Below are 25,877 nucleotides of genomic sequence, written 5' to 3' on the forward strand. Positions count from 1 at the left end.
AGGTGTTCTTTTTTGAGTGAAACTACTGAGATTTATAACTCTATTGTAGAGAAAGATTCAAAATACGTTATGCAAAACTACGGTCGTTATCCTATTGCACTGGATAAAGGAGCAGGGGCTCTTGTATGGGATACTGCCGGCAAACAGTATATCGATTGTGTGGCAGGAATAGCCGTAAACAATGTTGGACATTGCCACCCTCAAGTTGTGAATGCGATACAGGAGCAGGCAGGCAAACTCATCCATGTATCCAATCTCTATTATACCGATGTACAGGCTGACCTTGCAGAAAAACTTTCCCAGATTACCGGCATGGATCGCCTTTTCTTCTGCAATTCCGGCACCGAGGCCATAGAAGCTGCCATGAAACTGGCCCGGGCCCATTCAGGGAAAAAGAACTTCGTGGCTACAGAAGGCTCATTTCACGGCAGGACTATGGGTGCCCTTGCGGTAACTTCCAAAGAGGCCTACAGGAAGCCCTTTGAACCCCTTCCTGGCAGGGTGGATTTTGTATCTTATGATAATGCTGATGCAATTGCAGATGCCATTGATTCGGATACTGCAGCGGTAATCGTGGAACCCATACAGGGAGAAGGTGGTGTTAATGTTCCTACCTCAAATTACCTGAAAGAGGTCCGGGAAATCTGTGATGAAACTGATACTCTGTTGATATTCGATGAGGTACAGACCGGTTTTGGGCGTACTGGCAAGTGGTTCTGTAAGGATTACTTCAATGTTACCCCGGACATAATGACAATGGCCAAAGCACTTGGGGGTGGTTTTCCCATGGGCGCCATTGCAAGCAGGGAGGGTATTGTTTTCCAGAAGGGCCAGCATGCAGCAACCTTTGGCGGAGGTCCTCTTGCATGTGCAGCAGCCCTGGCATCCATTAATGCAATTGAAAAGGAAGGACTCGTGGAACGCTCCCGCATTATGGGTGAGTATTTCGTGAAAAAACTGGAAGGTTTAAACCGTGAGGATTTCCTGGAAATCCGGGGTAAAGGATTGATGATGGGCGTACATGTGAAGGACTCATGTGCGGAGATGGTAACTGAGGGCCTTGAGAGAGGTGTGCTGCTCAATTGCACAGCAGGCAACATACTGCGTATGGTGCCTCCGCTTGTCATAACCGAAGAACAGGTAGATTCGGTGGTGGATATAATTGGCAATTTATGAACTGGTAAAACCTGAGATCAGGTCGATAGCTCCCTATGTACCGGGCAAATCGATTGCCGAGATCGCTGAAAAATATAATCTGGAAAGCGATTCGATTATCAAATTAGGCTCAAACGAAAATCCTCTGGGACCTTCTCCGGCAGCAGTCAGTGCCTTGCAGGAAGCTGCCGCCACTGTGAATATTTACCCTTCGGCAGATGCCAGGGAACTGGTGGATGCGATCTCTGCTTATGTTGGTATGCCCCAGGCCAATATTGTGGCATCCGGTCCGGGTATGGATGGTTTGCTTGACGGCCTGATGAGAATGCTCATGTCTGCAGACTCGGAAGTTGTGGTTACAACTCCAACCTTTTCCTATTACGAGATTTCTGCAACCGCATGTGGAGCAAAACCAGTGTTTGTGAAACGGAATGAAAATTTTGACGTGGATATTGACAGGGTCATTGCTGCGGTAAATGAGAACACAAAAGTAGTTTTCATTTGCTCCCCAAACAATCCCACGGGCAATATCACTGCTGAAAAAGAACTACGCAGGTTGCTGGATTCGGTTGAGTGCCTGGTTTTTGTGGACGAGGCCTATGTGGAATTTGCAGGTTCGGATATTGCATCTCTTGTAGGGGAATATGATAATCTTGTTGTTGGCAGGACCTTTTCCAAAGCATTCGGGCTGGCAGGTTTGAGACTTGGCTACGGCATAATGCCTGCCTGGCTTAAGGTCGAATATATGAAAGCTGCTACTCCATTCAATGTAAGTGCACCGGCCGTTGCAGCAGGCATTGCTGCCCTTTCTGACAGAGAGCATCTGGAGGCCAGCCAACAGATGGTAATCGATGGTCGTGAGTATTTGCAGGCAAATCTGCCTTTCAAAGTATATGGGTCACAGGCTAATTTTATGCTTGTGGATGTTGCGCCCAACAGTGCAAAGGATGTATGTGACCATCTGTTGCGCAGGGGGATAATTGTCAGGGATTGTACTTCTTTCCGTGATGCAGGGGATTCCTTTATCAGGGTCACTGTAGGTACAGAAGAACAAAATGCAAGAATTGTGGAAGGCTTTTCAACCTATTTATGAGAGGCTTTCGACCTCATTTATTTCCATAAGGGGGTAATCCCGTTCCTGGTTGTAGGTCATGGATGCCCGGATTCTGGTATTTCCGTGAATTACTTGCAGGCCTACTGTCAACATTCTTCCCTCAAGCTCACAGTATCCGAATTCATCATTTAATTTTGTGGCTATCATATCCCTGTTTATATTCACATTGATCTCTTCAACAAACGGCTGTACAGAAATACTTTCAGCAATGGCTCTTTCCATGCTATCCGCATTTTGCAGGTTAAGGGGCGAACCCGTGAACTGGTGGTAGAGGGCTCCCAGTTTGATCCCTGCTTCAAAGGCGGCTATTTGTGCATCATCAGGTCTGTTTTCCATGATTGGTGGGATGGCAGGGTGCTATTTATATTTGTGGATGGGGCACATTTTTACATAGTATCAGGTATAATGTGGTATGGTTACAAAAAATAAGGAGTATATTGTATGAGTACGCTTGAAAACCTTGAAGGAGCATTTGCCGGCGAATCAATGGCAAACAGGAAGTATCTGGCCTTTGCAAAAAAAGCTGATGACGAAGGCTTTCCCCAGATTGCAAAACTTTTCAGGGCTGCCGCAGCAGCTGAGACAGTTCATGCTCACAACCATCTGGAAATTATGAATGGTATCAAGAGCACTGAGGAAAACCTCAGGGAGGCCATCGAAGGAGAAACCTATGAGTTTGAGGAAATGTATCCCGCATTCATAACACAGGCAAAAAAGGAAGACAACGGTAAGGCTGCCTGGAGTTTTGATGTTGCCAACCAGGTAGAGGCAATCCATGCCGAACTCTACAAGAAAGCCCTTGACAATGCAGGTAACAATGACGAGGTTGACTATTACGTCTGTGAGGTTTGTGGCAATACTGTGGAAAACGGTGCTCCTGATGTATGTCCTATCTGTGGGGCTCCCGCTTCTAAGTTCAAGAAAATTGATTAAAATGTCCTGTTGATTGGGGCATATCCCTTTATTTTTATTTATTACCCCTGAATGCTGGTTTAAATGCTATATTTTTATTTTTGCTAATTAGTGTACAGTGTTTTATGTACATTAATTGTATATTCAGTGCCATATTTATTATCCCTATGGTCATGGAACATTACGGGTAATGGAATCAGGACATTATTCTTTTACCAGCATTGTATTTTATTCTCTTATTTCTGTGACTTTGTTTTGTGTGCTGGCAACCTCTCAGGCTTCAGCGGACTGGGGGCAGAATGAAGTGGAAGTGAATTCAGTATATGAAGTAGGCTGCGGGGTTGTCCATGTCTCAAAAGAGATAACTTTTACCAATATGGATGAAAATACCCGTTACTGGCAGGGATTTTACTCTTCACTAAATTATCCTGTTGCCCCGGGTCATTCGAATCTTAGTTCCTTTGATGATTCTTCTGAAATAAAATCCAAAAGAGCTGAGGATGGGGGAAACTATTACATGTTTACATTCAATGAGAATGTATGGTATGGAGATAGTTACATTTTAACACTGGAATATGATGTAAGGATGGACCCCATCTATACCACTTTCACAATACGGGAACAATCGGATTCTGGAAATGTGAAACTCATTGTCCCGGATAATTATGAGGCATATCTGGAAGATGTTGACTATGCAAAAGAAAATCTGGACGATCATGCAGTTTATACGTTTGATAACAAAAGTTTCCAGGAATTTCCTTTGCGGATAGATTGTGTAAAAACAGTGGACACCATGGTTGACAGTGAAATTGTTTCCCTGGAAGGCAGGAATGTCAGCATCAGTGTTGAATACCGGCAAGGAAATGATGAATGGGCACAGAATGTGCTGGACAAAACGGCTACATATCTTCCCTTGCTGGAGGATGTCTGGGGAGCTCCTTACCCGGGCAATTCATATCTCACAATAAGGGAATCCTCAATTGCGGAAACCAAAGGCTACGATGGTTTCAATTATGGTAATGGTACGATATCCCTTCTACACTCAGCAGGAGACCGTGTGCTGATACATGAGCTTTCCCACAGCTGGACCCATGCATGCAATTTTGAGCAACTCTGGATGCATGAAGGTTACGCCAATCTGTATACTTTCCTCGTGTTAAAACAGACAAATCCAGAAAAAGCCCTAACTATGAAATCCGAACTTGAGGATGGCTATGGTAAAAATGGGCACAATTTTGTACAGGCTCTTGATGGCTGGTCGATTCCGGATGAATATAACACTTCCAGCTCAGAATCAATTGGATATGGTTACAGTAAATCTTTTGTTTTCGTATCAGATATTTATGAAAATGTTGGATTTGAGAGGATGCAAATCGCCAACAGGAAGTTGTTGGCCACCGGGAATGTGGATACTTCTGATCATATTTCAATAATTGAATCGGTTTCAGGCAAAGAGTTCGATGAAATGTATTCTAATTTTGTCTAATGAGTTGTTAGGGTAAAAACTGACATACTTCTCATGCATATTGTATGGATGTTTTATGGTTGGCTTTGCGGGTCTTTTTTGGGTTCCTTGATAGGTTCATTTGAGGAGTGTCAGTCCGCTTGTTTCTACCCATTGATATTTCTCATCTAATCCGTGCGGATGTATCTCTCAAGATCTAAGGTCAAATCCTTATAGGTAATATCAAAAGCGGGCTTTTCAAGACCCGCTCTCGATTTTCACATAGATGCAGTCTGCCATTTCCCGGTCAACTGCATAACGTGTATGTTCCAGGTCGAAAACATAGGATGGATATGACTGTACAAGTCCTATGGGCATGCTTGGCAGCACTCCCATTGACATGATTTTTTGTAGTCTTTCTTCATCCTTTATGTCAAAATATGCAACCTTGCCCTGTTGGCCATTGCTCAGGGCCGAGAGAGGTGCAACGACCCTCTCGATTCTGTCTTTGGCTTTTCTGCAGCACTCTCCTTCTGGGATATTTCTTCCGTGGGGGCATGTTTTGGGATGGCCCAGAAGGGTGCATATTTTATCATCTATGCCCCTGTGGAGCACATGTTCGAATTCACAGGCAGCATTGTGGATATACCTGTCCTTTGTGTCAAGCACGTCTGCAAGCAAACGTTCGGCAAGCCGGTGTCTTCTGACTACGTTTCTGCCGTTTTCAATTCCCTTCTGGCTGAGAATTATATTGTTGCCCTGAAGGGTGATGTTTTTCTTCTCTATTAGTTCGAGTATTTCGGGTGATTTTTTTTCCACCCCGAGTGTATCCAGTGGAACTGAAACCATTCCCTTTTCTTCTGTAAATCTCCACATTTTCTCAATGATCTCTTCTGCATCGTTACTGATCTTCACTTGAATACACCTCTTAGCAATTTTTCCAGTTTTGTTTCTTTGGGAATTTCATACTTACAGTTTGGGCATTTCTGCATATTGCATGAATGCAGTTTGCCACATCCTGCACACGTCGATTTGTCAGGTTCATCGAATTCGAATCCGCAAAACGGGCATTTCATAGTATCACTCCGAAATAATTGAGCAGGTAATTGACTACAAAACCAACTCCAAAGGCACTTGGGAATATGAAAGCTGCCATTGCAAAGGCTGTTTTTAGTCCCCTTTCCTTTACTGTCATCATGAACTGGGCTATGCAGGGCATGAACAGGGTCAGGGTAACAGCAGCTACCACAATGTTTACTCCGGTCAGCATTCCTGCATTATACATGTCGAAAAGACCGGCAGCACCAAAATCTCTCCTGAAGAATCCAAACAGGAACATCACCCCTGCCTCTGCGGGCAAACCTATCCACTGTGAGGGATATGCCAGCAGTTTCACAGCAATATCGAACAGACCGATGAGTCTTCCAATCCATATCACTACACTGGCTACAATAAACAGTGGCAACACTTCAAGGAAATACCACTGCATCCTTGAGTATGTTTTTATAGCGACATTGGATATTTTAGGCAGGCGCAGGGGTGGCATTTCTACAAAGAAATTTGGTTTTTCTCCGGACATGACCTTTGATGCCAGAAATCCTATGAGTATCAATTCCAAAAATACTACAATTGCCCATATGAACAATGCTTTTGAGCTGAAGGACAACACTCCCAGAATCACTCCTAGCTGTGCGGAGCAGGGAATAGCAAGTGCAAGCAGCATGCTTGCTATGACTCGTTCACGTTTAGTTTCCAGGGTACGTGTGACCATTGTCGCCATGGTAACACAGCCAAATCCCAGTACCATGGGGATTACTGCTCTTCCGCTGAGGCCAATCTTCTTGAATAGTCTGTCAATGAGCATGGCAAGCCTGGGCAGATATCCTGTGTCCTCTATTATCGAGAATACTATGAAGAAAGCACCTACCAGGGGCATTATCAGTGCGATAGCATAGGTGATTGCCTGGGTGAATATCCCATATTCTCCTACAAACAGGTCCTGAATGACTGGATAGGGAACAAGGGCATTGAAATTAGCAATAACCCATGGATTGATCTGTTCTCCAAAAAGTGTTCCTTCCAGATAATCAACCACCGTTCCTGCTGCAAATACTCCTACAAATTTGTAAAGACCGAAATAGAGTATTAGGAGGAGTATTGGTATGCCTGTAATTGGCCGGATCAGAAGTTTATCAATACGCCTACTTATACTGTTTTCATTTTCATGCGTCTTTTTTTCGGCTGCTTTCTCTCTATCTTCCTTCTGTGTCATGACTGAATCGATTATTTCATTGACATTATCCTGCCTTTTTATTGCTATTTTCAGATTGAGTGGTTCACTGTGTTCAGCTTGGCTGTCATCAACAATTAGTCCTATCCTTTCCGGTTCTTCTTCCTTTCTTTGAATTTTTTCGAAAGCAATAAGATCCTTCTGGAGCAGAAGTTGTGCAAGGGCTCTTTTTGCTACTCTATATTCAGAATTCAGGGAAGAAACTGTTTTCTCAATTGCAGATTCGATTTCTTCACCGTAATTTGGAATGAAATGCTTTTGAGTGGGTTTGTAGTTGGCGATAGTCTCTTCCAGCTCTTTCAAACCCCTGCCAGTGGTCGAGACTGTACTAACGACTGGAATCCCCAGCCTTTGTGCAAGTCTCTGAGTATCAATCTCTACTCCTCTTTCTTCAGCCTCATCCATCATATTGAGTACAAGTATGAGGGGTACGTCTGCTTCAATTAACTGGATTGTAAGGGGCAGCATCCTCCTCAGATTTTTTGCATCCACTACATGGAGGTATACATGGGCATCTTCATCAAGGACGTATTTCTGGGCCACCCTTTCCTCCTCTGTAATGGGCAGCATAGAGTACATTCCGGGGGTATCTATTATCTCGTACTCCTTTCCTGCTATCGTTCCGTCTCCTTTACTGATCTCTACCGTGGTTCCGGGATAGTTGGAAACTATGGTATAGCTGTTCGAGAAGTGGTTGAAGAGGACACTTTTTCCGACATTCGGATTGCCTACAAGCACTATTTTTTCAAGTCCGTTTGAAGGAGTTTCCGATATCTGGCAGCATTTGCCTTTTGTTTTTAGTGTTGGTAACTTCATTTTAACCTCTCTTTTTAGGGTTACCTAATATAGAGTTTCTTAGGGTTGCCTAATATTTAAAAATTGTGCATGAGGCAATAATCGATTGAGTAAAACCGACAACTTATCCTCAGTCTCATGGGACGAAAAAAGACTATACAATAATCTGCAGGATATTTTTTAAAGAATTGGAGCTGTAATTAAAGGATAGTATGTCAACTGATGCATTCCAATTGATGAAAATCTTTAAAAAATCAATGGTGCTCCGATCGGGATTCGAACCCGAGTCACAGGAGTGAGAGTCCTGTATGATTGGCCGTGCTACACTATCGGAGCTCTTATGCCTTGAGGGCACAATCCTAAAGCAATTTATGTTATATTAAGCTTTTGTAAAAACAAGAAGCGGGATTAGGCAAACATCCCGCTTACTGTACCCTGTTCTTCTTCCGTTGTGATCTTATTGAAGGCTTCGGTCATATCCTTCATGGTGATCTGTTCGCCCCTGCGACGCAGGACAAACATCCCTGCTTCCTTGACAATGATTTTGAGGTCTGCTCCACTCAGGCCGTTGGCCATTTTGGCAAGTTTGGCCATATCCACATCATCTGCAAGATTCATGTGTCGGGTATGGATCCTGAGGATATCCTCGCGTGCTTTTTCATCGGGTATTGGTATTTCAATAACCCTGTCAAATCTTCCCGGGCGAAGAAGTGCTGGGTCAAGCAGGTCAATACGGTTTGTGGCCGCTATGATCTTGACCTGGCCACGTGGCTCGAAACCATCCATCTCGGACAACAGTTGCAGCATTGTACGATTTACTTCTGCAGAACCTGTGGTGCCATCATGGGTACGCATTCCGCCCACGGCATCGATCTCATCAATAAACAGGATGCATGGGGATTTATCCCGGGCCATCTGGAACACATCTTTCACAAGCCTTGCTCCTTCTCCGATGAATTTCTGGACAAGGTCTGAACCGGACATGCGTATAAAGCTTGCATGCGCCCGGGATGCCACTGCTTTGGCAATCAGTGTTTTTCCTGTTCCAGGGTCACCGTACATAAGGACACCTGATGGGGGTTCGATACCGATCTTATCGAATAGTTCGGGTTCGGTAAGGGGCATCTCTACGGATTCGATTACCTCGTTGAGGACGTCATCCAGCCCGCCTATCATATCGTAATCTACATCAGGGGAATTGATTACTTCCATTATCTGGGCGCGCATGTCGGTTGCTTTACGCATTATTGATACAATGGAAAATGCAGCATTGATTGATACTCGCACTCCCGGTTCAATTTCATCCCTGAACTCCGCGGGAATCTGTGTAACTACTTCCTGATTGTTGCCATGCTGGCGGATAAGTGCCATGTCATCTTCTGTTTCCATGACAGTTGCAATGAAAAGGGGGGGTGATGTAATACGCTCGAGTTGCTCCTTGAGTTTTTCCATTTCCTCGAGGTAGTTGTTTGCCAGCATATTTGCTTCAAGAAGCTTTGCTCTCATAGATTCACTCTGGACTCGTAGTTCCTCATTTTCCTTTTTGAGTGATTCGATCTCAGAGTCCATCTCCTCTGCATTATCAACAGTGTTATTGGTATTTTCAATAGGAGTATTTGCAGTTGCATCGGACATAATGCGTCCCTATGCATATCATCGAATATAAATCCACTCCTGTTTTCATGTATTATCTGGGGGTGTTTTATGTATTTTTACCTATATTTTTATGACTCTTATCTGTGTTTTTGCACCTATTGTCCTCCTATATGATCTGTTTCACACTTCTATACAGATAAAAACAAACCCCTCTATTTCCATTGGAGTTAAAGACAATATATGATAATATTTATATCACATTGTCCTCTTTGCTTGTTGTGAATAAGATGAAATATAAGTTTTTAAATTGTTTAGTTTTATTTTATTGTTTTTCACAAGTAAAAAACAGTTTAAAACAAATATATAACAAAAGACTTATATATGATCTTATCATACCAAATATTGCATATAATGGATGTGTGAAACTGTAATAACGATTCACAATTCAATCTAAACAATGCAAACCATAAATCTGAGGGGATGAATGGCTTTGCACTCCATTGCATCTGAGGGGATGAATGGACTTATGCAGAGGCTAAAAGATGAAGATCCGACTCGAGTTATTCGATGATGATGACAACGAGGTTGCCAGAGTCCAATTTGAAGGAGATACTTGGCAGAATCGCTCGATCCAGTTTATCAACATGTTTGGTGAGGCTCAACCTCAATCGGAAGAATCTTCATCTTTTAACCTTTCTTCACAATCACAAAACAGTCATGAAGTAAACACACCTTCACATTCCGGTGCTCAATATCCACCACAACAGCAGGTTCCACCACAGATGGTCCCTCCAAATTATCCGCCTATGCCCGCACAACATTACTATAATCCAATGTATTACCCACCGGTTTACTACCCGTCGATGATGCCACAACCACTACCTCCCATGCAACCCACCACCCAGGCACCATCGATGTCCCAGCCACCTCATGTCCAGCAAGGACAGCAAAGTGGTAGTGTAAACCGGTCCTTTCCTTCTCAACAGGTGAATAAATCAAAATCAGATCCTTCGTTGACAATAAGTGAAAGACTTGAGTTGTTCCTGAAATATGAGTTTCCACGTATGTGGGGTACTTCACAGGAAATACAGCATCAGTATGAGCAGGTATATGGCCCGATCAAACTGAGCACTGTGTCCACATACCTTTCCCGTATGTATCGTAAAGATCTTCTTCAGAGGCGGGGCAATCGCACCAATCGGGAGTATCTTTATGTGGGTGATATGGAAGAGCAATCTTCAGTTCATCAGTCCTTTTCTCCGGGTTACATCCAGAGGACATGATATTTAATATCTGAAATCTTATCTTTTCTCATGAATTCAGCAGAAAATTCTATAACAAAGGGTTTCGTGCTGATTACAATCGGCTTTTTTCTATTGTTTTTAGGTTTTATTACAAAAGCGATTTATGGAAATGGAGCCCAGTCCGAATTTGGCGGGCTTGTACTGATTGGTCCGATTCCAATTGTTATAGGTTCTTCTGTAGGTGTTTCCTATTCAATGCTTCTATTAGGACTTTTGATATTTGCGATTTACATTTTGCTATGGAGGACTAACCGTTGATCGGGAATATACTTGTTTACGGGGGAATGGCCTTTATTGGAATTGGTATTTTCCTGATAATGCGGGGTGTCTATGAACAAAATGTATTTCACAAAAAACAGTCGTCATCACAGACACATGGTCATGTGAATGAAATCCATACAGGTGATGAAGGTGATTATTCACGTACCGATGTCAAAAGTGGAGGGGTTATCATGATTGGCCCCCTGCCGATAATTTTTGGTTCTGACAGCAACACCTCCAAAAAAGCGATGGTGCTTGCCATAATTCTGATGCTGATTTACCTTTTGGTGGTAGTATTGGTATAATTATATACGTTTTCACAACAGATAGGATGTAGTATGCCGGAGTTTGAACTTGTATCAAACTACAGTCCCCGTGGTGACCAGCCACAGGCGATCGATAATCTTTCGAATGGTATAAACGGTGGTTTCAGGCACCAGACACTGCTGGGTGTGACCGGCTCAGGTAAGACCTTCACAATGGCAAATGTCATTCAAAATGTGCAGAGGCCTACCCTTGTAATTGCTCATAACAAAACCCTTGCAGCCCAGTTGTTTTCAGAATTCCGCGACTTTTTCCCGGACAATGCTGTTGAATATTTTGTCAGTTATTACGATTATTACCAGCCCGAAGCCTATCTTCCCACAACTGATACCTATATTGAAAAGGATTCTTCCATCAATGAAGAGATAGATCGGTTGAGGTTGTCTGCCACCAAGTCGCTTATGGAGCGCAGGGACGTAATTGTTGTATCCAGTGTGTCATGCATCTACAACCTGGGTTCTCCTAAAGAATGGCAGGAAATGTCCCTTTTCCTGAAACCGGGAGATGAGGTTGACAGGAGCTGGATATTCGGTAAACTTGTGGATATCCAGTATGAAAGGAATGATGTGGAATTCACCCAGGGTACTTTCCGTGCCAGGGGGGACACTGTCGAGATATTCCCGGCACAGGATAATGTGGCAGTGCGGGTAGAGATGTTCGGGGATGAGATCGACAGGATTTCCTATTTTGAGCCACTTACCGGCAAGGTTGTACGTGAAGTGGAAGATGATATGCAGGTTGTGATCTATCCTGCCAAGCATTTTGTTATGCCCCAGTCACAGATTGATCGTGCCCTTGTATCTATTGAAGAGGAACTGAAGGATACAGTTGCCGAATTTGAAAAACAGGGCCAATTGCTGGAGGCCCAGCGTATCATGCAACGTACCAGATTTGATATCGAAATGATAGAAGAGCTCGGGTATTGCAGTGGTATTGAAAATTATTCCCGCCATTTTGACGGCCGCAAACCGGGTGAGGCTCCTTCTTCACTGCTGGATTTCTTCCCGGATGATTATTTGCTCATCATCGATGAATCCCATGTGACTATCCCGCAGATTGGAGGGATGCATAACGGGGATCGGGCACGCAAAAAATCCCTTATTGAATATGGTTTCCGTCTGCCTTCGGCCTTCGACAACCGGCCCCTGAATTACAGGGAATTCGAGGAGAGGATCAATCAGGCCGTTTATGTTTCCGCCACACCTGCAGATTATGAGCTGGGATTGAGTGATCAGGTTGTGGAGCAGATCATTCGTCCTACAGGGCTTGTTGATCCACCGGTGCAGGTCAGGCCTGTGGCAAATCAGATAGATGACCTGATGGAAGAAGTCCGGAAGGTATCGGAAAGGGGTTACAGGACCCTTGTGACAACCCTGACTAAGAAAATGGCCGAGGATCTGACCGACTACCTGCTGGAAATGGGTATCAGGGTGCGGTATATGCATTCGGACATCGATACACTGGAGCGGGCCGAGATCGTGCGGGAATTACGTAAGGGCACCTTTGATGTGCTTGTGGGGATTAACCTGTTACGTGAAGGGCTGGACATTCCCGAGGTCGCTCTTGTGGCAATACTCGATGCAGATAAGGAAGGCTTCCTGCGTTCGGAACGCTCTCTCATCCAGACGATTGGCCGGGCTTCGCGGAATGTGGATGCTTATGCTATTATGTATGCGGACAGGATTACCGGTTCAATGTCCCGTGCAATGAGTGAGATGGAAAGAAGACGTAACATTCAACTGGAGTTCAATCGCAAGCATAACATTACACCGACCAGTATCATGAAGGAAATTCAGCGTGAAATCGTAGAGGTTGAAGAGGTATCCACTCCTGCTGCCGGGGTTGATATGGGGCTTTCCAAAATGGAGGCCAATAGCATGCTTATTGATCTGGAGGCAGAGATGCATGAGGCTGCACGTAACCTGGAATTCGAGGAAGCAGCCCGGCTGAGGGATGCTATCAGGGAAATGAGGGAAACCTATTCTCTCTAATTGTATTCTGTTGGTGGCAATACCTTTTAGTCATAACCGACATGGCCGAAAGGGTTATATCTGAAAAATACTATCAAGAGGTTGCAGTGAGCGTTGATGGTCTAGTGGCTATGACTGGGGCCTTCCAAGCCCTAAACCCGGGTTCGAATCCCGGTCGACGCATTCTCTTTTTCTTACAATCTTTTTTTGGACAAAGATATTTATGCGTAATTATTTGATGTATTTTCATGACTACAACAGATACTATCCTTGAAAAGTTACATGAAAATGCTAAGCCAGATGCTGTGGATGGTATGAAAAAGTATGGTATCACGCCATCTGAATCTTTGGGAGTTTCAATACCGATTCTGCGCAGCATTGCAAAGGATACAGGAAAAGATCATGAACTGGCCCTTGCCCTATGGGAAATAGACCTGAGGGAAACTCGCATCCTTGCCAGTATGGTGGACGTACCTTCAAAGGTAACGACAGAACAGATGGATCGTTGGGCAAGGGATTTTGATTACTGGGAAATATGTGACCAGTGTTGCATGAACTTGTTTGAAAAAACATCTCTTGCCCGGGACAGGGCTTTTGAATGGAGTGGCAAACAGGAGGAGTTTGTCAAAAGGGAAGGGTTTGTTATGATGGCCCGGCTGGCTGTAAGCGATAAGCAGGCTCCTGATGAAGCCTTTCTTGCCTTTTTCCCGGTAATTGAACGTGAAGCTGTCGACGGGCGCAATATGGTGAAAAAGGCTGTGAACTGGGCCCTGCGCCAGATAGGAAAACGTAGTCTATACCTTAATAACAGGGCCACAGAATGTGCTGAACGAATAGGGAAGATCGATTCCAAAAGTGCCCGGTGGATTGCCTCGGATGCTTTGAGAGAACTTCGCAGTGAAAAAGTTCTGGAGAGACTTAACCGCAAGGTTGCCAGGAATCATTGATCAGTTCGAAACATTGATTAGTGTTTGGTGCTCATGTTTTATGGGGTTTGATTATGGGGGTTCCTACTGCTGAATATGACGTATTGGAGAAGCCGGCCGATGATATAGAAATTCGTTATTATCCGGAAATGGTGATTGCCAGGACGAATGCATCGAGTTCGAAAGAGGCTTTCAGGAAAATAGCGGCATACATCTTCGGCTCCAATGAAAAACAATTGAAGATTTCAATGACCACTCCTGTGATTACTTGTTATCCTCAGGAAGAGGGGATGGAGATGGCTTTTGTGCTACCCGAGGAATTTACTTCTACAAAACCACCTGCTCCTCTCTCAGAGGATGTGGTACTGCAAACACTGTCCCCTCGCAGGATTGCAGTGGTTAAGTTCAGGGGCAGCATTTCCGATGCCATCATTTCCCATAAACGCAGTTATCTGGAACAATTCCTGGATTCCCATGATTACATCCACAAAGGCCTTTTCTTCCGGCTAAGCTATGACCCTCCCTGGGTACCGGATTTCCTGAAACGTCATGAGATTGCCACCAGGATTGAATGACATTTTTGCGCAACATTAATATCTATGTGTGCCCATGTAAGACCACTTTCCAAACACCCGTACGATCAAGTACAGGTTGTAGATACGGAAATCTGTGCAAGACTTTTCAATCTCTTTGCGGGGGTTGCCCAGCCAGGCCAAAGGCGCAGGGCTTAGGACCCTGTCTTGTAGAAGTTCGTGGGTTCGAATCCCACTCCCCGCATCTGTTTTTTTTTGGGATATAGGTATCTCTGAAAAACAGAACTGCGTAAAAAAACAAACAACTTCTAAATAATATATAATGAAGAATAACTTTAAAATAAAATATTAAAGTTGTTCGACATTGCATCTATAATTATAATCAACTCCACTTTCTCCATCAAGAGTGAATTCAATATTTCTTTTTTCCCCAGGTTGCAAAGTAATTGTTTTGCTAAGAGAATCTCTGATTTCGTCAGTATTAGATATTAGATTAGCAGTTACTCTTGCATTGTGTGAACTACTACCTTCATTCTTAACCCAAACATCAATATCATAAACTACACCTTTGGAAAAATCAAAAGAACTTGTTCCTTTTGTTTGCACAATTACAACTTCATTATCAAACCCAGTACATCCTATAGCTAAAAGAGCTATAAAAATAATTAATACACTACAAATTTTAAACATAAATCGCATATACAAACTTCCTATATTTAATATTTTTAAATTTAATTTTGTAGAGTTTTTATTTATATTTAAACATATCTATTTAACTTAAATTATGACAGATAGTATATTGAAAATAATTATTAACAATCAATTAATAAATTTAATATAATATATTTAATATAAATTGTTTATGAGTTTAAGATTTAAATTTTAATTAATTTAAAATATGCTAATTATAAGTAATATTAATAAATATTTTGTAGTACAATCACTCTTTATAATTGACAATGCTTCTTAAACAATGTATTAGTGGCTCTGTAGAAATCCTCATTTGAATAATTATTGAAGCAGAGATAACCCTTTCTATATTATGAATTAATAATTTGCACTTGACTTCTTTGACCTGATTTCTGTATTTTGTTGCCCTCAGTTCTTCCCTATACTTCCTTTTCAAAACAGAAAACATTGTCTCTACCAGGTTTCTATAATGGTAGCTGCATCAAATTCATCTCTCATTTTACGACGGTATTTTCCTTTGATTCTTTTCCTTTTTCTACATCTTACAGGTATGATGGCTTCTGCTTTCAATTCTTCATTGATTAGAGCATGTATCTTCTCAGAATCATATCCTTTATCCATCAGATAACAATCAGATTTTCTCCTTTTGTGACATTGTCTCAGCAATATCAATGCATGCTTTGCATCATGTACAGGTTTACCTGAAATCTTAAAACCATTTACAATGAAATTCTCAACGTCAACAGCTATACTTGTTTTCAGATACGATCGTCTTTTCTTTCCTGTTCTCACAGAATAATAGTAACTACAATGTCCTCCTGTAAATCCACTTGAATCAATAGCAACCAGAGGTATTCTTTCACCATGTGAATAGAAGAGTTTCAGAGTTTGGTGAAGTAAACTATTGAAATAGAATGAAGATATTCTATTGGTAAATTTATGTAATGTTGTGAAATGAGGCAAGCGATTTATACCAATTTTGGATTGAACTCCTTCCATTAAATCAACAAGTTTAACAAATTTTCTGAAATTTTCATTTATGTAATCTTTGAACAATACCAATGTCAGTAACTGATGTTGAGTATATTTTCGTTTGGAATACTTGCAACTGTAAATGGGAAGATGGGATCTTCCAGCTACAGACATAGCTGTATCGATAAAGTTTAAGTAATCGCTTGACAAAACACATTCATCCCCATTGTGTTTTTTATGGCGAAAATCACATTGGGGACCTCTTCTTATAAAAATAATAATGTATTAGTGGAAGTTAGAGGAAAGGGTTTCTACAGAGCCGGAAAATAAAGCTGTAGTAGGTATCTGGCCAGAAGAAATTCAGGGTGATGTGATGTGGGATAATAATTTGCATTTAGATATTTACTGACAGTAAATCATTGAGAACATCTCAAAAATTACCTATCTAAATTTGACCGACGTTTATTGAATCCAAAAAATTTCATATAATAGTGACAAAAAGTACTAATAAAACAATTATTGATACTTTTCACTATTTTAATGTTAATCAAATTATGAAAACAATTTTTGAGATATACATCTATGTTCAAATTTTATTCAGGATTATAAACCATGGATAATTCATATTCAACATCTTTATAAGACTCACTTGCATCTATAATGGCACCATATCCCGGTTCTATTTCAATTTCTCTGTCAAAATATTGTATATCATTTTTTGATATGACACTGCTTGATTGGATATTCTGACGATTTAAGAAATCATCATATTTTTCTTCATCTGAAACTATGTAAAAATCTACATCATCACTACTTTGTAATTTGATATTCACATTTGTATCAAATTCCAATCCAAGACTTTTATCATATATATTGTAATATTGTGTATATCCGTTAGGCAATGTGTCCTCGTAAGTAGAATCAAAACTTGCAAAAACAGCAGTTATGTAACATGCAGTTTCTTTTCCATCGTCTACAGATTCATCTGTCGCAACAACACCGATTCCTACATGGTCCCACAAAATTGGTTTATCCGTATCTAAAACCGGAATTCTGTGGCCTGGGCTTTCTATCCAACCCTGTACAGTTTCATCAGCAATATCGGTAGTTCTATTCACAGGTAAATACATAAGGTTCTCTGTTGCAGAAAAATAGAATATTTCATTTTCTTTAAGAATGTCTCCAACTCCATAGCCATCAGGTGTAGTGTGAGAAAAATATCCTCTTTGAACCATGTCTTTACTTCTACTTTCTGCAATATCGTCCAGGATTTCACTTCTTTCAAGTGGTGTTATATCCAGATATTTTCTTTCTTCATTGATTAATTGGAAAATGCTATCCTCAGCTGAATCTGTTATTACATCTTCTGCACTATAAGAGATGTCAGCTAATCGACTTTCGGGCACGGTGAAATCTATAGCATTATATTCAAAGTCGCTTTCAAAGAAGTCGTAGTAAAAAACAAAACTGTCACCTTCATAATTGCCTTTTAAGGAGATTTCTCCTGGATATAATTCATCTTTTGGTGCATTTAATATCCCATTTTCAGTAGTTCCAAGGAATTTATCGTCGATGTAAACATTACCGTTTAAATTCTCTCCGGTTTCTTCAACATAAAAATTAAATTCCATTGAATTAGATTGTAAACAACCAGCTGAGGTAATTGCAATTATAAATCCAATCAATATGAATACATTAAAAGCTCTATTTTCAAATTTATTTTTTAATAAATCTTCTTTGTTCAAGGAAATCAACTCTTGATAATATTTCATGTATACATTATATAAAATTTTATTCAATTGTCCCAATTTAACTATCAACTTGAATGAATAAAAATTTAATATTTATTAGAATATAATATCATAAAAACAAAACAAATTTATATTATATTTCTTTAGTATTACTATGAATGATTCAAATAACAATTTAAATAGTACATCTATACCCCTTTGGAAATTTATATTACTTTCTTTAATCACATTTGGTATTTATGAAATATATTGGATGTACAAACAGTGGAAATTTTTAAAATTAAAAGATGATCTGAATATATCTCCTTTTTGGAGGTCTATTCTTGCAATTATTTTCCTTCATGAATTACTTGAAAGGATAGCAACTTTAGCAGATAATGTTGGATATGAAAAAGCAAGTTCTACGAAAATGAATACTTTTCGTTTTGTTTTTTGGTTCCTAACCGCTTCAATAAATAAATTCCAAATACCTTTACCGTTTGGATTAATAACTTATCTTCATTTTTTGGCCCTTATAAATGCAGTCCAATCAATAAATTTCTATTGGAAAATAAATGATACGTTTTGATACATTTAAATAATCTACAATGACATCGTGATGTAATTTTCCACTTCCTCTCTCCAATGCAACATAATATATATTTTGTTGCGTTTTCAGGAAAAAGTAAATTCATCAATTTCCTATTTTCGCTATCATTAAATGGCATAGACGTTTTCTTTACATAACAAACACAACATTTATATACAGTTGTTGTATTTTATACAGTAGGAAATATAATAAACAGTGGCTACGACAAGATGAATTAGAATTGATGTTGAATAATCCCAATATTTCTGAAAAATATGAAATATGGATTCTTTTGATGTACACTCCTGCATTAAGAGTAACCGAGGCCATCAATATCAGAGTTAAAGATATTGACTTGGAAGATGAATGTATTGATATCTGGGGTGGCAAGGGTCGTGATGTTACCGAATTGCAGAAAGCTCCCTGCAATATTCGGGTCTTGAAACGAATAAAGCGATTCTGTGAACATTCGGATCTTCGACCAACGGGTTACATTATGTATTCCCAGAAGTCCAAACAAGTGAATCGTTCCCATGTATATAAAGTCTTCAATGACATATGCAGTGAATCTGGAATTAACAAGACAATTGGAACACATACAATGCGACGTTCCAGGGCAGAACATTTGTTGGATAAAGGATTACCATTGACATTTGTTAGTAAATACCTGCGGTACAAGAATTTGTCAACTACAATGAAGTATCTGGATGTTTCAGTAGCTGATATTCAGCGGGAAATGGAAATGATTGATGATTGCGTTAATGCATTGGTTTGATATGGTTGTATATACACCAACCAATAACATTCAATCTTAATTATGATAATTTGTTATGAGTTCAATCGCTGTATTTTCTATTGTTAATGATATTTTCCATTCCATGTAGAATTAATGTATTAGAACATATACACTAAATTATTTTTGTATATTTAAATTATAGAAAAGCGTCTCATTTAGTTTTTATTTTAATTAATAAATATATTTAAAGCGGTATTTTTTAATATTAAAGGTTTGTATCTATTTTTAGAATTTAAAACAGATGCCTGGGCTTACATTGCATACCAAATGGAGAATTATAATGATTAAAAAAATAGTAACTTCAGTAATACTATTTTTGCTGCTAATAGGATTAACTTCTGGATACCAAAATGATACTTCTATAAATGTAACTAACGGAGGAAAACAATGAAAAGATTAACAGTAATTTTAATGGCTGCCCTAATGGTCTTAATAGTATTTTCTGGCGTAGCAAGCGCAGCAGATTCTGTTGAAGTCCGTGGGGAAGCTGCAGTAGATACAGCATCTTTCACATGGGATGCAGACAACTTTGCAGGTTTCTGGTATGATGTCGACAACGGTGTCTTCTCTGAAACTATGGACATTACTAGAGATGCTTCCCCTTCAAGAAACATTGATGACGGCAACTTGGTATATACAGCAACTGTTCAACCAGAATCCACAGAATTTGACTTTGCAGGTGAAACAACTACCACTGGAGCATTTACCAATTATCCAATCGGTAAAATCGGCCTTTTTGCAAGTGAATACTATGTGGTTGGAGATGGCCAACTATCCGAAGTCCTAATGGACACCGATGTCAGTTACACAATGCGAACCGGTGAGACTCTTGAGCTCGCTGAAGGCTATGCAATCACACCACAGCAGATCAATGTTAACGATGGAAAAGTATGGCTTGAACTTACCAAAGACGGTCAATTCCTTGATGGCAAGGTAATTGATGTCTCCGGTGACAACACTGCTTGGATCTACGAACAGGACGTAATGAATGAAGAAGATGTAGTTACATTGCAGATCAACATCGATCAGGTTTTCCAGGGACAGGTTGATAGCCTTTGTATTGTTGAGGGCATCTTCCAAATATCTGACACCGGGCTTCACATCGAAAAATATGATACTTTTGGTAAACTCATTGTAACAACTGTGGACTCTACCCAGATTGTAATGGAGAATGAAAATAGCTTCAATGTACCAAAGGATGGTACAACAGAAATCTCTGAAGATTTCTACCTGCGTGGAAACGACAATGTAGGTGCTCCACCAAATGATATCTGGTATCTTGCAACTGAATATACTGAACCCGGTACATACGAAGTCCGTGGAGAAGCTGCAGTAGATGCATCATCTTTCACATGGGATGCAGACAACTTTGCAGGTTTCTGGTATGACCTTGATGAAGATGATTCATCTGAAACAATGGAAATCAATGTAACTGATGACAAAGATATCCTCGAAGGTGATTTGGTTTACACTGCAACTGCAGTAGATGATCAGACCACTGAATTTGGATTTACTGAAAGCTCTACAAGTGCTACAGGATTTACCTACACGAAACTCGGACTTTTTGCCGAGGAATATTTCGTAGTTAATGATGCAATTGACACCCTTTCCAAGATTCTCATGGATGATGACAGTAGTTACACCATGAGGACCGGTGAGACACTGGAACTCGAGGAAGGTTACGCAATCACACCACAGCAGATCGATGTTGACGGAAACAAGGTCTGGCTTGAACTCACCAAAGATGGTGAATTCGTAGATGACAAGATAATCTCTACCTCAGGTGATGCTACACAGGCAAACAAGACCTGGTTCTATGAACAGGATATTGAAGACCAGGAAGATGTTGCAACCATAATGGTCCATGTTGATGAAGTGTTCCAAGGACAGGTTGACAGTCTCTGTTCCATCGAAGGTGTATTCCAGATTTCTGATGAAGCAATGGTAGTTCAAACAGATGATGAATTCGGTGAACTTGAAGTAACAAGCATCGGTACTGATTCAATCGAAATGGCAAACATGGATGACCTTGATGTTCCAGATGATGGTGTCCTTGACATCACAGATGAACTAATGGTCAGAGGAAACGATGGTGCAACACTCTGGTATCTCTTCACTGAGAGAACAATTGGAGGCGAAGAACCAGTTGAACCAGTTGAACCAGAAGAAAGAACCACAAGTATTGGTTATGTTATGTGGGACGGTGAAATTGCCAGTACCAACGTAATGAAAGAGGTCCTTGAACAGGCCGGTTACGAAGTAGAAATAATCGCTGTTGATGCAGGCCCACTTTACCAGGGACTTGCAGACGGCCAGTTTGACTTTACAACATCTGCGTGGCTTCCACAAACCCAGGCAAATTACTGGGAGCAGTATGGAGACCAGGTTGACAGAGTTGCAGTAAATCTTGAAGATTGCAAACTCGGCCTTGCAGTACCAACCTACATGGAAGACATTAATTCCATCGAAGACCTGAATGCAAACAAGGAGAAGTTCAATGGAAAGATCACCGGTATTGACCCCGGTGCAGGTATAATGCAGAACACAGAAGATGCAATCGATATGTATAATCTGGATTACGACCTTGAAGCCAGCAGCAGTGCTGGAATGGCATCAGCCCTTGATGGTGCTTACAGGGACGAACAACCAATCGTTGTCACCCTCTGGACACCTCACTGGGCATTCGACAGATATGACCTGAAGATGCTGGATGATCCACAGCAGGCCTATGGAGAAGCTGACCACGTAGAAACCCTTGCCAGACAGGGACTCGAGGATGATAAACCCGAACTCTACGCAATCATAAACAGGTTCAACTGGACCCATAATGAGATTCAAACCGTAATGGCTGATATGGAAGCAGGAATGAGTGCTGAAGATGCCGCTGCAAATTGGGTTGAAAACAATCCTGACAGAGTTAATGAATGGATTAATGGTTCGGATTCTAGTTCAGGTTCATCCGGTGGTGGAAGTGGAGCTTCATATTCCACTTATAATATGTCACTCCAAAAGGGTTGGAACCTTGTGTCAATCCCAATAATTCCAGAATCATCGGTATTGTCAACTTTTGAAAATACAAGTGATGTGTTATTGCCGGTTTATTCTTGGAATACTGAAAATAAACAGTATTATGAAGTTGAACACCTTGAAATTGGTAGGGGATATTGGGTTCTTGCATTAAATGATACTGAAGTCAATGTTGAAGGAGCAACATATTATCCTTGAAGGATGTGTTAATTTGCAAAAAGTATCATTTTTAGCATTTGTTCTATTACTGGTAATTGGAACATTATCTGTTGTTTCAGCAGATACCAATGACTCATGGGAAGTGAAATTATATTTCACCTCTCTTTCAAGTTCCTCTGGTAATACTTCACCTCCTCCTGCACCAGCAACTTATGAGCGTATATTTGGCATAAATTCAACTGCAATAGATGGCTTCGACAGAGATATCGATAAACCAGCTCCACCTGAACCACAAGGTGATGCATTGGATGTTTATTTTCCATGTGAACATGAAGTTGTAACTCGTCTTGCAACGGACATAAAAAGCAATGATACAGATAAATGGAAATTAAATATTGTAATGCCTTCTCAATCAATTACCCATCTTAGATGGGATAATACTTCACTTCCTGCAGATGAAGATTTCATAATTATTGTGGATGGCTCAGAAACTGATATGCAATCTAAAGATATGATTGAATTGACAAGTGGTGCAAATGAGATTACTGTTCATATGGGAGACATACCGACTTCGACCAAGCCCTCTGATCCTCCGGGCGGAGGCAGTGGAGGGGGCGGTGGTGGAGCCACAGGTGAAGAGTTTGAAAACATCGCCTCCAAGCATGCACAGGTGAGCAAGGTGGCTGCCGGTGAAAATGTACGTTATGAGTTCAGTGAAGATGATATTGATTTAATGACCATCCAGTTTACAAGCCTTTCCAATGAGGGTCAAACCAAAACATCAGTTGAAGTCCTCAAAGATACCTCAGCATTGGTGGATTCTTCTGCACCAGGGAAAGTCTATCAGAATCTGAATATCTGGGTTGGCAATGTCGCCTTTAATGAAGATGATATGGAGATTCCTGTAGTTGGATTCAGGGTAAGTAAAGAATGGATTTCTGATAATGATGTAGAATCTTCTTCAGTTGTACTTTGCCGGTATAATGATGGAGAATGGACTCAGCTTCCAACCGAAGTTATAGATGAAAATGAGAATTACTTCATTTATGAGTCCGAAACGCCTGGATTTTCACCCTTTGCAATATCTGCAATTTATGAAGAGGAGGAATCTTCTGAAGATACTATTTCTTCGTCTGAAGAAAAATATGATGATTTTGTGGAAGAAGAGGAAGTTGTTGAAAATGATTCAAATACCCCGGACTCAAATGCAACACCTGGATTCAGTATTCTCTTGAGTATGGGAGTTCTGTTACTGATGGCCATGATTTTCAGAAAGAAGGGTTGAAGATTCAATCCTTTTCTCTATTTTGTAAGGACGAGTTGAATTACAGAATTTATCAGTTTGTTATCTGGATATAATATGACTGAACTTATCACAAAGATGGTTACATCTATCCAATCTGCAATAAGGAGCATATAGTTGGCAGGTTCCCTTTTGACTTTAAGTAGTCAAATACAAAAGTTACAATAATTAATAGGATTAGGAAGAATTAGGGATCAATTTGGGTGGTTTATAAATCTATAAACATTATCATGATTCGTCCATAAGATATTCACCAAATAAATATCTTCCAGGACCAAAAGTTCCATAATTTTTTACAACAATACCAGCTTTATTGTTTTTATCATATAAAGCAGGCTCATGTAAATAATTATTCAGTACTTCATATATCTCTTTAATTGATGGTGTATCGGTTGAAAATTCTGATGCAAAATATGTCACTGAATTAGGAGTTCCGACCTTTCTTCCAGTAAAATCCTTGAAACATTTCACATTGTTTCTTCTTACTATGATCTTATCTACGTTATGATTCATATCGCTATCATAGTAAATAGCATAAGAGCGTCCTCTGGTACCACGTGCAACAAGTCCACCCTTAAATTTTTCTTGAATATAATATTTACCAGTGAATAAATCTAATAGTTGTTCTATTGTAAGACAATTTTCACACCCAAGTTTGCCAGGATCTTGAGGTATTCTTTTTATTTTATTTAGATACCAAGCAGCAGCTTCGTCAAAACAGTCCATTCTTACCCACTCCTTTTGTACTAATTCAATTATAGATATTTCAAGTTATACTCAACCCAAAAGATGGTAGAACTCCTTTTATCCAATTAATTTATTCAGTTTCTCTAATAAATAATTAGTAGAAACATCATTTTCTATTTTCGCATTAAATGAATCCAAAACTTCCTCCAAACCCTTGTTATCGGTATCCACATCCAATTCTCCAATCATTTCTAATATCTCGTTGAAATAGAAGTTGTTCAGCAAAACAAGTTTCAACTCAGATTCATATTTATCAATCTCTGTTGTTACATTTTCATCATGGAAAGATTCTGAATCATGTATGTGTAAGCCTTTGTCATCAAAAAATATTCCACCTGCAACAGGCCCCTCATCCATTCGTTTTTTTATTTTTGCAAAAACTTCGTCATGGTCACTATCTACCGTCGGAAAGGAAATGAACAGTTTTTTTGCGACCTTTTCCTTTTTTGCTCTCAATAACTGGTCGACACCTCTTGAAGGACTATTTGATAGTCCATAACGTTTTGATGATTTCACTTCAACTAAAATTAACTCATTGTTAACAGGACTGTCAAGATGTGTACTTGGTTCAGGAACTCTGTCCAACCATCTTAAACAAGCTAATTCTGATATATGACATCCTTTATCGATGAATCGAAACTTCCTCAGTTCATCTAAAGTGGGTGATTTCCATGCGACTACATCATCTATTCCAGGTCTATCGTTGCCCTCTTTTCCATAAGTACCTAAGGGATTTTGAACAATGTAACCTTTCTCTCTAAAATAGAGCATTGATACCAGAGTACCCAATTTCTCCGTTGAAATTATATATTTATTAGGAAAGTGTACATAATTACTTGGAATGTCTGCTTGAATGCAAATTTTTGTATCTTCAAGTCCCTCAACAAATCTATTTATTGCTGTTCTTCCAGGTTTATGAACAAATACAAAATTTTTATGCATAATTTCTTCAAAACTGTTTTTTATATTTTCTTCGAGGGCTACCTTTGGTATTTGAGTCAATCCTAAGGAACAAAAATTTATTGCAGGATCATGCAACCCAAGTGTTTCGATAAAAAATAATTTTGTTCTATTATTGAGAAGTACAATTTTTTCCCCGTCAAAATCAAATAAGGAATTGTTTCCTAAATTATTCAAATCTTCAAATGTCTTCTTAAATGTAACTAGCTGATGTTCCATTATTAGTACCCCCCCACTACAATCTAGTAATCAATAGTCAGGTCTTAAGATATATATGTTT

23 protein-coding genes, 3 tRNA genes and 1 pseudogene are annotated in these 25,877 nt (G+C 40.1%); 16 read left to right on the forward strand and 11 right to left on the reverse strand.

Annotation, left to right across the window (positions count from 1 at the left end; translation table 11 throughout):
* Positions 1 to 69 precede the first annotated feature (69 nt).
* Positions 70 to 1,176: an acetylornithine transaminase gene (locus MMAH_RS02185; RefSeq protein WP_157198749.1), complete on the forward strand. Its 1,107-nt coding sequence runs from the start codon at positions 70 to 72 to the stop codon at positions 1,174 to 1,176.
* On the forward strand, positions 1,163 to 2,248 hold the full coding sequence (hisC, locus tag MMAH_RS02190) for a histidinol-phosphate transaminase (protein WP_013036915.1): 1,086 nt from the start codon (positions 1,163 to 1,165) through the stop codon (positions 2,246 to 2,248). The genes MMAH_RS02185 and hisC overlap by 14 nt, the downstream gene beginning before the upstream one ends.
* On the opposite strand, the gene MMAH_RS02195 is transcribed toward hisC, so the two are convergent.
* The gene (locus MMAH_RS02195; RefSeq protein WP_013036916.1) at positions 2,243 to 2,605 is read right to left on the reverse strand and encodes a dihydroneopterin aldolase family protein; all 363 of its coding nucleotides are present in this window, start codon (positions 2,603 to 2,605) and stop codon (positions 2,243 to 2,245) included. The two genes, hisC and MMAH_RS02195, sit on opposite strands and share 6 nt — an antisense overlap.
* A gap of 105 nt (positions 2,606 to 2,710) precedes the next feature.
* On the opposite strand from MMAH_RS02195, the gene MMAH_RS02200 reads away from it, so the two are divergent.
* Both MMAH_RS02200 and MMAH_RS02205 read left to right on the forward strand, forming a co-directional pair.
* Positions 2,711 to 3,202, forward strand: coding sequence for a rubrerythrin family protein (locus tag MMAH_RS02200; RefSeq protein ID WP_013036917.1), 492 nt, complete (start codon positions 2,711 to 2,713; stop codon positions 3,200 to 3,202).
* 169 nt (positions 3,203 to 3,371) lie between these two features.
* Positions 3,372 to 4,667 carry a gluzincin family metallopeptidase gene (locus MMAH_RS02205; RefSeq protein ID WP_013036918.1) on the forward strand — a complete coding sequence of 432 codons (1,296 nt, stop codon included), beginning with the start codon at positions 3,372 to 3,374 and terminating at the stop codon, positions 4,665 to 4,667.
* A 216-nt stretch (positions 4,668 to 4,883) separates the two neighbouring features.
* Here MMAH_RS02205 and MMAH_RS02210 read toward each other — a convergent pair whose 3' ends face one another.
* From MMAH_RS02210 to MMAH_RS02225, 5 genes are all read right to left on the reverse strand, one after another.
* Positions 4,884 to 5,540 carry a metal-dependent transcriptional regulator gene (locus tag MMAH_RS02210; RefSeq protein ID WP_013036919.1) on the reverse strand — a complete coding sequence of 219 codons (657 nt, stop codon included), beginning with the start codon at positions 5,538 to 5,540 and terminating at the stop codon, positions 4,884 to 4,886.
* The gene (locus MMAH_RS10580; protein ID WP_013036920.1) at positions 5,537 to 5,701 is read right to left on the reverse strand and encodes a hypothetical protein; all 165 of its coding nucleotides are present in this window, start codon (positions 5,699 to 5,701) and stop codon (positions 5,537 to 5,539) included. Before MMAH_RS10580 ends, MMAH_RS02210 begins: the two co-directional genes overlap by 4 nt.
* The gene (gene feoB, locus MMAH_RS02215; protein ID WP_013036921.1) at positions 5,698 to 7,731 is read right to left on the reverse strand and encodes a ferrous iron transport protein B; all 2,034 of its coding nucleotides are present in this window, start codon (positions 7,729 to 7,731) and stop codon (positions 5,698 to 5,700) included. The genes MMAH_RS10580 and feoB overlap by 4 nt, the downstream gene beginning before the upstream one ends.
* Positions 7,732 to 7,968: 237 nt before the next feature.
* Positions 7,969 to 8,046: transfer RNA gene (locus MMAH_RS02220), tRNA-Glu, on the reverse strand.
* Positions 8,047 to 8,118: 72 nt separating this feature from the next.
* The gene (locus MMAH_RS02225) at positions 8,119 to 9,345 is read right to left on the reverse strand and encodes a proteasome-activating nucleotidase (RefSeq protein WP_013036922.1); all 1,227 of its coding nucleotides are present in this window, start codon (positions 9,343 to 9,345) and stop codon (positions 8,119 to 8,121) included.
* A 503-nt stretch (positions 9,346 to 9,848) separates the two neighbouring features.
* Here MMAH_RS02225 and MMAH_RS10210 point away from each other — a divergent pair.
* From MMAH_RS10210 to MMAH_RS02265, 8 genes are all read left to right on the forward strand, one after another.
* The gene (locus tag MMAH_RS10210) at positions 9,849 to 10,589 is read left to right on the forward strand and encodes a hypothetical protein (protein ID WP_013036923.1); all 741 of its coding nucleotides are present in this window, start codon (positions 9,849 to 9,851) and stop codon (positions 10,587 to 10,589) included.
* Between the two features lie 30 nt (positions 10,590 to 10,619).
* Positions 10,620 to 10,868 carry a TIGR00304 family membrane protein gene (locus tag MMAH_RS02235; RefSeq protein ID WP_013036924.1) on the forward strand — a complete coding sequence of 83 codons (249 nt, stop codon included), beginning with the start codon at positions 10,620 to 10,622 and terminating at the stop codon, positions 10,866 to 10,868.
* Entirely contained in the window at positions 10,865 to 11,176 is a 312-nt protein-coding gene (locus MMAH_RS02240) for a TIGR00304 family membrane protein (RefSeq protein ID WP_013036925.1), read from the forward strand. The genes MMAH_RS02235 and MMAH_RS02240 overlap by 4 nt, the downstream gene beginning before the upstream one ends.
* Positions 11,177 to 11,209: 33 nt before the next feature.
* A complete protein-coding gene (uvrB, locus tag MMAH_RS02245; RefSeq protein WP_013036926.1) occupies positions 11,210 to 13,186 on the forward strand; it encodes an excinuclease ABC subunit UvrB in 1,977 nt (658 codons plus the stop codon).
* A gap of 90 nt (positions 13,187 to 13,276) precedes the next feature.
* Positions 13,277 to 13,348: transfer RNA gene (locus MMAH_RS02250), tRNA-Gly, on the forward strand.
* Between the two features lie 65 nt (positions 13,349 to 13,413).
* Positions 13,414 to 14,112, forward strand: a complete 699-nt coding sequence (locus MMAH_RS02255) for a DNA alkylation repair protein (protein WP_013036927.1) — start codon at positions 13,414 to 13,416, stop codon at positions 14,110 to 14,112.
* A 53-nt stretch (positions 14,113 to 14,165) separates the two neighbouring features.
* Positions 14,166 to 14,666: an SOUL family heme-binding protein gene (locus tag MMAH_RS02260; protein ID WP_013036928.1), complete on the forward strand. Its 501-nt coding sequence runs from the start codon at positions 14,166 to 14,168 to the stop codon at positions 14,664 to 14,666.
* A 117-nt stretch (positions 14,667 to 14,783) separates the two neighbouring features.
* A tRNA-Leu gene (locus MMAH_RS02265) sits at positions 14,784 to 14,868 on the forward strand.
* A gap of 104 nt (positions 14,869 to 14,972) precedes the next feature.
* Here MMAH_RS02265 and MMAH_RS02270 read toward each other — a convergent pair.
* The 3 genes and pseudogenes from MMAH_RS02270 to MMAH_RS02280 all read right to left on the reverse strand — a co-directional run bounded on the left by MMAH_RS02270 (position 14,973) and on the right by MMAH_RS02280 (position 18,031).
* Positions 14,973 to 15,314: a hypothetical protein gene (locus MMAH_RS02270; RefSeq protein WP_157198679.1), complete on the reverse strand. Its 342-nt coding sequence runs from the start codon at positions 15,312 to 15,314 to the stop codon at positions 14,973 to 14,975.
* Positions 15,315 to 15,564: 250 nt separating this feature from the next.
* A pseudogene (locus MMAH_RS02275) lies at positions 15,565 to 16,460 on the reverse strand (IS5 family transposase).
* A 419-nt stretch (positions 16,461 to 16,879) separates the two neighbouring features.
* Positions 16,880 to 18,031 (reverse strand): CAP domain-containing protein, encoded by a 1,152-nt coding sequence (locus MMAH_RS02280; protein ID WP_048902085.1) that lies wholly within the window; start codon positions 18,029 to 18,031, stop codon positions 16,880 to 16,882.
* Between the two features lie 160 nt (positions 18,032 to 18,191).
* On the opposite strand from MMAH_RS02280, the gene MMAH_RS02285 reads away from it, so the two are divergent.
* The 4 genes from MMAH_RS02285 (at position 18,192) to MMAH_RS02300 (ending at position 23,872) form a co-directional block, all read left to right on the forward strand.
* Positions 18,192 to 18,605: a DUF4234 domain-containing protein gene (locus MMAH_RS02285; protein WP_013036932.1), complete on the forward strand. Its 414-nt coding sequence runs from the start codon at positions 18,192 to 18,194 to the stop codon at positions 18,603 to 18,605.
* A gap of 187 nt (positions 18,606 to 18,792) precedes the next feature.
* Positions 18,793 to 19,380, forward strand: a complete 588-nt coding sequence (locus MMAH_RS02290; RefSeq protein ID WP_281033917.1) for a tyrosine-type recombinase/integrase — start codon at positions 18,793 to 18,795, stop codon at positions 19,378 to 19,380.
* A gap of 408 nt (positions 19,381 to 19,788) precedes the next feature.
* Positions 19,789 to 22,626, forward strand: a complete 2,838-nt coding sequence (locus MMAH_RS10280; RefSeq protein ID WP_013036935.1) for an S-layer protein domain-containing protein — start codon at positions 19,789 to 19,791, stop codon at positions 22,624 to 22,626.
* A gap of 13 nt (positions 22,627 to 22,639) precedes the next feature.
* Positions 22,640 to 23,872, forward strand: a complete 1,233-nt coding sequence (locus MMAH_RS02300; protein ID WP_013036936.1) for a PGF-pre-PGF domain-containing protein — start codon at positions 22,640 to 22,642, stop codon at positions 23,870 to 23,872.
* 246 nt (positions 23,873 to 24,118) lie between these two features.
* Here the strand turns inward: MMAH_RS02300 and MMAH_RS02305 are convergent, their stop codons facing one another.
* Positions 24,119 to 24,616: a hypothetical protein gene (locus MMAH_RS02305; RefSeq protein ID WP_013036937.1), complete on the reverse strand. Its 498-nt coding sequence runs from the start codon at positions 24,614 to 24,616 to the stop codon at positions 24,119 to 24,121.
* Positions 24,617 to 24,694: 78 nt separating this feature from the next.
* The gene (locus tag MMAH_RS02310; protein ID WP_013036938.1) at positions 24,695 to 25,816 is read right to left on the reverse strand and encodes a hypothetical protein; all 1,122 of its coding nucleotides are present in this window, start codon (positions 25,814 to 25,816) and stop codon (positions 24,695 to 24,697) included.
* Positions 25,817 to 25,877 lie beyond the last annotated feature (61 nt).

It is taken from the genome of Methanohalophilus mahii DSM 5219 (assembly GCF_000025865.1).
Lineage (GTDB): Archaea > Halobacteriota > Methanosarcinia > Methanosarcinales > Methanosarcinaceae > Methanohalophilus > Methanohalophilus mahii.

Coding starts and splice junctions, on each gene's coding strand:
- MMAH_RS02260 (WP_013036928.1), top strand. CDS start 14,166: ATGGGGGTTCCTACTGCTGAATATGACGTATTGGAGAAGCCGGCCGAT.
- MMAH_RS02255 (WP_013036927.1), top strand. CDS start 13,414: ATGACTACAACAGATACTATCCTTGAAAAGTTACATGAAAATGCTAAG.
- MMAH_RS02285 (WP_013036932.1), top strand. CDS start 18,192: ATGAATGATTCAAATAACAATTTAAATAGTACATCTATACCCCTTTGG.
- MMAH_RS10210 (WP_013036923.1), top strand. CDS start 9,849: ATGAAGATCCGACTCGAGTTATTCGATGATGATGACAACGAGGTTGCC.
- MMAH_RS02270 (WP_157198679.1), bottom strand. CDS start 15,314: ATGTTTAAAATTTGTAGTGTATTAATTATTTTTATAGCTCTTTTAGCT.
- MMAH_RS02195 (WP_013036916.1), bottom strand. CDS start 2,605: ATGGAAAACAGACCTGATGATGCACAAATAGCCGCCTTTGAAGCAGGG.
- feoB (WP_013036921.1), bottom strand. CDS start 7,731: ATGAAGTTACCAACACTAAAAACAAAAGGCAAATGCTGCCAGATATCG.
- MMAH_RS02305 (WP_013036937.1), bottom strand. CDS start 24,616: ATGGACTGTTTTGACGAAGCTGCTGCTTGGTATCTAAATAAAATAAAA.
- MMAH_RS02185 (WP_157198749.1), top strand. CDS start 70: ATGCAAAACTACGGTCGTTATCCTATTGCACTGGATAAAGGAGCAGGG.
- MMAH_RS10280 (WP_013036935.1), top strand. CDS start 19,789: ATGAAAAGATTAACAGTAATTTTAATGGCTGCCCTAATGGTCTTAATA.
- MMAH_RS02205 (WP_013036918.1), top strand. CDS start 3,372: ATGGAATCAGGACATTATTCTTTTACCAGCATTGTATTTTATTCTCTT.
- MMAH_RS02225 (WP_013036922.1), bottom strand. CDS start 9,345: ATGTCCGATGCAACTGCAAATACTCCTATTGAAAATACCAATAACACT.
- MMAH_RS02200 (WP_013036917.1), top strand. CDS start 2,711: ATGAGTACGCTTGAAAACCTTGAAGGAGCATTTGCCGGCGAATCAATG.
- MMAH_RS10580 (WP_013036920.1), bottom strand. CDS start 5,701: ATGAAATGCCCGTTTTGCGGATTCGAATTCGATGAACCTGACAAATCG.
- MMAH_RS02310 (WP_013036938.1), bottom strand. CDS start 25,816: ATGGAACATCAGCTAGTTACATTTAAGAAGACATTTGAAGATTTGAAT.
- MMAH_RS02235 (WP_013036924.1), top strand. CDS start 10,620: ATGAATTCAGCAGAAAATTCTATAACAAAGGGTTTCGTGCTGATTACA.
- uvrB (WP_013036926.1), top strand. CDS start 11,210: ATGCCGGAGTTTGAACTTGTATCAAACTACAGTCCCCGTGGTGACCAG.